This window comes from Pedobacter sp., from assembly GCF_045627485.1.
Taxonomy (GTDB): Bacteria; Bacteroidota; Bacteroidia; order Sphingobacteriales; family Sphingobacteriaceae; genus Pedobacter.
Window position 1 is genome coordinate 1 of record NZ_JAZQNU010000208.1, and the last position, 4,010, is coordinate 4,010.

The 4,010-nt window shown below is 40.8% G+C and carries 7 protein-coding genes; all 7 read right to left on the reverse strand.

The window, feature by feature from the left end; all coding sequences use genetic code 11:
* Positions 1-149: 149 nt before the first annotated feature.
* On the reverse strand, positions 150-530 hold the full coding sequence (locus tag ACR2F3_RS16175; RefSeq protein ID WP_432711024.1) for an HK97 gp10 family phage protein: 381 nt from the start codon (positions 528-530) through the stop codon (positions 150-152).
* Positions 531-534: 4 nt separating this feature from the next.
* Positions 535-1,074, reverse strand: a complete 540-nt coding sequence (locus tag ACR2F3_RS16180; protein WP_432711025.1) for a hypothetical protein — start codon at positions 1,072-1,074, stop codon at positions 535-537.
* Between the two features lie 73 nt (positions 1,075-1,147).
* The gene (locus ACR2F3_RS16185; protein WP_432711026.1) at positions 1,148-1,546 is read right to left on the reverse strand and encodes a hypothetical protein; all 399 of its coding nucleotides are present in this window, start codon (positions 1,544-1,546) and stop codon (positions 1,148-1,150) included.
* A 26-nt stretch (positions 1,547-1,572) separates the two neighbouring features.
* Positions 1,573-2,196 (reverse strand): hypothetical protein, encoded by a 624-nt coding sequence (locus ACR2F3_RS16190; RefSeq protein ID WP_432711027.1) that lies wholly within the window; start codon positions 2,194-2,196, stop codon positions 1,573-1,575.
* 154 nt (positions 2,197-2,350) lie between these two features.
* Positions 2,351-3,019 (reverse strand): hypothetical protein, encoded by a 669-nt coding sequence (locus ACR2F3_RS16195; protein ID WP_432711028.1) that lies wholly within the window; start codon positions 3,017-3,019, stop codon positions 2,351-2,353.
* Positions 3,020-3,326: 307 nt separating this feature from the next.
* The gene (locus ACR2F3_RS16200; protein ID WP_432711029.1) at positions 3,327-3,644 is read right to left on the reverse strand and encodes a DUF7253 family protein; all 318 of its coding nucleotides are present in this window, start codon (positions 3,642-3,644) and stop codon (positions 3,327-3,329) included.
* A partial coding sequence (locus tag ACR2F3_RS16205) for a hypothetical protein (protein WP_432711030.1) occupies positions 3,644-4,010 on the reverse strand: 367 nt, incomplete at its 5' end. The genes ACR2F3_RS16200 and ACR2F3_RS16205, both read right to left, overlap by 1 nt.

A 4,010-nucleotide genomic window follows, 5' to 3' on the forward strand; every position in this document is an offset into this window, starting at 1 on the left:
ATGGCGTTAATGATATAGAGGTAAGCAAAGTCAGAAGAACCCTTACCTTCAATATTGGCGCAAATGTCTATAAGAAAGACAAGCCTCAATATGATGTTACGGTAAATGACGGATTCCAGGTTTCATTATTTGGAAAATACAATGAACCATTATTTAAACATCTCCCCTGCTAATTTATCCCCAGCAGTTCTGAAAACTGATTCCATAGACTTTTTAATATACGGTCTTGGGGAAACGTATCCTCCAGTTCTCGTACCATGACCAAGCTCTATAAGTTTAGCTAAGTTTACAGATAATTCAGGGTGAGCAGTGTTTATCCATACTATTTCCATACCTTTTGCAGTCATTTTGACTTCAGACTTCCATCCTGACGCAGTCTCCCCAGTTTCTCTTGGAGTATTCGCCATTAATGACGCAACGCCGTCTTTAGCTATCTGGTCAACTATGTTGCCACCTTTTGGAGATGAAGCTTTATTCAACCATTTCAATGAGTTGTTGAAATCACCTTTACTGTCGTACGATACTTTCATTATATCACCCCTTTGTCTTTAAAGCGGCTTTACGCTGTTCATTAAGACTAGCGTTCTGTCTAAGTATCTCGTTTTTAGTCATCTTCTTAGGAGCTTCATTATTTAATGAAATAATCTTAAGAACTACAAACAGTCGATTTAGATTTCGGTTTTCGAATTCAAGTGGAATTCCAGCGGCGAACATGTTAGCATAGATTTCCTCAGTAGTTAAAAACTTACCGCCCTTTGAAGAACCTGTTTTCTCGTTACCGTAACCTCCAAACGAAGTGGCTGTATTAGAGTTTGATATGTAATCCGACAACTCTTTCATAACTCTATACGTTAGAAATTCATCATCCAACGGGTCTAGTGCCATCAGTCTATATAAATCACGACTCTCTTCATCCGATAATTCAGATGTTAAAAATGGTTTCTTCCATTTGCCTTCCCAGTTGTATATGGCTTTTAAAGAATACTCAAATCGTACAGTTCCTAAATCTTGATAAATAAATGAATTTGTCGAAGAGTCATACTCCTCAATAGTTCCTAAATCAACCACAAGCAAGATATCCCCTCCAAAAATAGAAAAAGCAATAGGCTAAGTCCATGATGACATAACCTAGAGCTTATTTTTTTATTTATTCGATTACTGAAGGTGTGACGGTGTTTTTACGTTGTTTACCGTTATCCGCTACACCTTCGCCAAATTTAGCAGCAAGAGCTGGATCTGTTAATAATGCCTCAAAGAATTCAGCATATGCTTGAGAGTACTCAAACTCCTCGCGCAGTTCTGCGTTCTTTCGGAATGATTTACCATCAGCAGTTTTTCGTCCGTATGATGACAATACAATCTTCTCAAGGAATGTGATTAACTCATCAGGGTCTTGACGCGACACTAAGTCCTGAGTGTATTCTGCCAAACTCATCTTAAACTTAGCCTCAAGACGAGTTACTTCAGGTAACGATAAGTGGAAATAAAAATCCTCTTGACGTTCCTGACCGTTGAAATCTGTGTATGCAATATTTTGTTTAAACATTATTGTTTTCCTCCTCGAGTTTGTTTTTAAATTCCTAATTCTATTCCTACTGCCCAATTTCGAGCAATTTCTTCTTGCGTTAACACGCGGTTATATATCCTGATTCCGTCCATAATACCACTATGCGGGGTTTGCGTTCGACTTAACCAAACGAAATCTCCATCTGCAATAGTTCCAATATCTGTCGTATAGCCATCCGATTCAATATCGCCAGTTAAGGGATCGTATAGATAAGCTGTTATTCTACCGTTTGTTAAATCTGCAGTAATGGTTATATAAATTAGTCTCAATGGGTTTTTTATCGGAATGTATTTATGGTCTCTGTATTTATAGGTATCAAAAATGCCCGATAAAACTAATTCATACGGTCCAATCCAAATTAATTCTCGACCGTCTTGATTGACCAAATCTGCATATCCATTATTAAAACCACCATCAGAACGCATACGCATCTCAAACGTTGCGCTTGTTGTAGATTTCAATTCCGTTGGTATCGGTATTTGTACATGATCGGTTGTCTTAGCAAACACCATCCCATTTTGTGTGACAGTTGCCCCATTAATAACCGCGTCGTATTGACCTGTTGTAGCTGGCGCAATGTTCGCCCATGTTTCGCCACTGACTCCTAGTTTACTGTTCCAATACCCCACTAATCCGTTCGTAACGATACCCGTGTCTGGGTCAGGGTCTACTGGGTCCGGTGTATCAGGTGGGTCCGGTGTATCAGGTGGGTCTACTGGTTCAGGTGGGTCTACTGGTTCAGGTTCTGGTTCAGGTTTCTCCTCCTCAATTGGAGGGTCTAAATCAGGGAGTTTTTGGTTCGGTTAAAGCAATTACTTCTTTAATTGACGGTAGTTTGGCTTCTTCAGATTCAGTACCGTATAACATATCAGTTAACGCTTTCCAAGCCGCTGGTGTCACTTCATGTTTAGATACTGTGATACCAGCAGATGCTTCTAAACCGATATCGCTTAAATCGACTGGTGTAGTCGAATATTCCCAAGAGAATGTTAAAGCGTTTGGATCCTCATTTACAGTTTCGTACGCTCGCTCAGATGGTGACACTTTGGCATTGTAAATTAAGTGAATTTTCTCACCGAATCCATTACCTTGAGTATCGTTACCTACGATAGTAGCGTATGCTAATCCGAAAGGTTTACGAGTTTGTTGACCCACATATACTCCTGGGTTCACTGCGGCTGAACCATCGCAAGCTTCAAATTCAGTTGGGTATGTGTACGCATCGATAGAACCTTTTAAGTTCTCAGCAGACATTAACGATAAGTATTTCATGTTGTCGGCATAGACTGGATTTTCTTCAGCCCCATCGTTAGATTTCTTTACAGAAACTAAACCATTCCAGGCAACACCATTTTCGTAAGCGCCAGTAACTCCTTGTGGGAATAAGACACCTTTAGCGGTACCTGTTTCGTATAAACGTTCCCCTGATAAATCCCATTGTAATTTCGCCATTTTTTTAATGACCTCCTAATAGTGTAAGTTTAATGTTGTGTGATATAAAGAATCAACCACATGATGATTGGTGATTGAACAGTACTCGAATAATTCCTCGACCTTGTCAGCGCATTCGCTGTCGGGGTCTGTCTCGATCAATGTAAGTGTGTACGCACGAACTCGTCTATAGATTCCTCCGTTAGCGAAGTCTTTATAGTTTGGGGTTTTGTGGTATACAATACAAGGGTATTTCATTTTCAAAGTAGCGGGTGGTTGGAAATATGCGTTAGGGACTAATGTCAGTAACTCATAGTGAAGTTCTTCTCTACTCCCCATTATACAACCCTCCTAAAGTAACAATGATCCTAGGTCGCTGTACCTCGATGGACTCAACCATCCATTGTCTCCCGTCTACCTCCAGACGTTTAATGTCATGGTAGTTTCCGAGCGCATAATCATCAGCCACCAACGACACCCTATGATTAAGGGTTACATCACTATGGACTTTGTCGCCATTTTGAAACGACGAGCCCTTACGCAACATGTCCCCTTTCATAAAGTGTTGTTCCACCACTTCAGTCCATACGCCAGGTCTTGTTTCAGCTTGCGTGACGTATGTTACTAAACCAGCGTATCTAGCCATTACTCGCCTGCTGGAGGTACTACTTTGTCAGCTTGACGTTGACCTTTCGTTACACCGCCTGTTGAATTGTCAGCGCCAGTTCCAGCAGCGTTACCTTTTGTTAAGTGGATAGCAGATTTTGGAACAGTTAAGGCACCAGATAAGCGAGTTTCGATTAAGTATTTGTATTGGTTGAAGTCGATGTCGAAGTCGTCGAAGTTAGTGATTTCGCCACCTTTAGTAGCGCCAAGAGTGTAGTCGGCTAAGTTAACGATTACAGCGCCTTTACCAGACATGAATGTAGTAGGTACGATTTCGCGTAAACCTAAACGTGTAGCAATTGCTTCGTTTGAAGGGATGTCGCCGAATAAGAAACGACCGTCTTGA

What these genes read in the sequence shown, in the direction of transcription:
- ACR2F3_RS16175 (WP_432711024.1), bottom strand. Translation starts at nt 530, where the DNA reads ATGAAAGTATCGTACGACAGTAAAGGTGATTTCAACAACTCATTGAAA.
- ACR2F3_RS16185 (WP_432711026.1), bottom strand. Translation starts at nt 1,546, where the DNA reads ATGTTTAAACAAAATATTGCATACACAGATTTCAACGGTCAGGAACGT.
- ACR2F3_RS16195 (WP_432711028.1), bottom strand. Translation starts at nt 3,019, where the DNA reads ATGGCGAAATTACAATGGGATTTATCAGGGGAACGTTTATACGAAACA.
- ACR2F3_RS16200 (WP_432711029.1), bottom strand. Translation starts at nt 3,644, where the DNA reads ATGGCTAGATACGCTGGTTTAGTAACATACGTCACGCAAGCTGAAACA.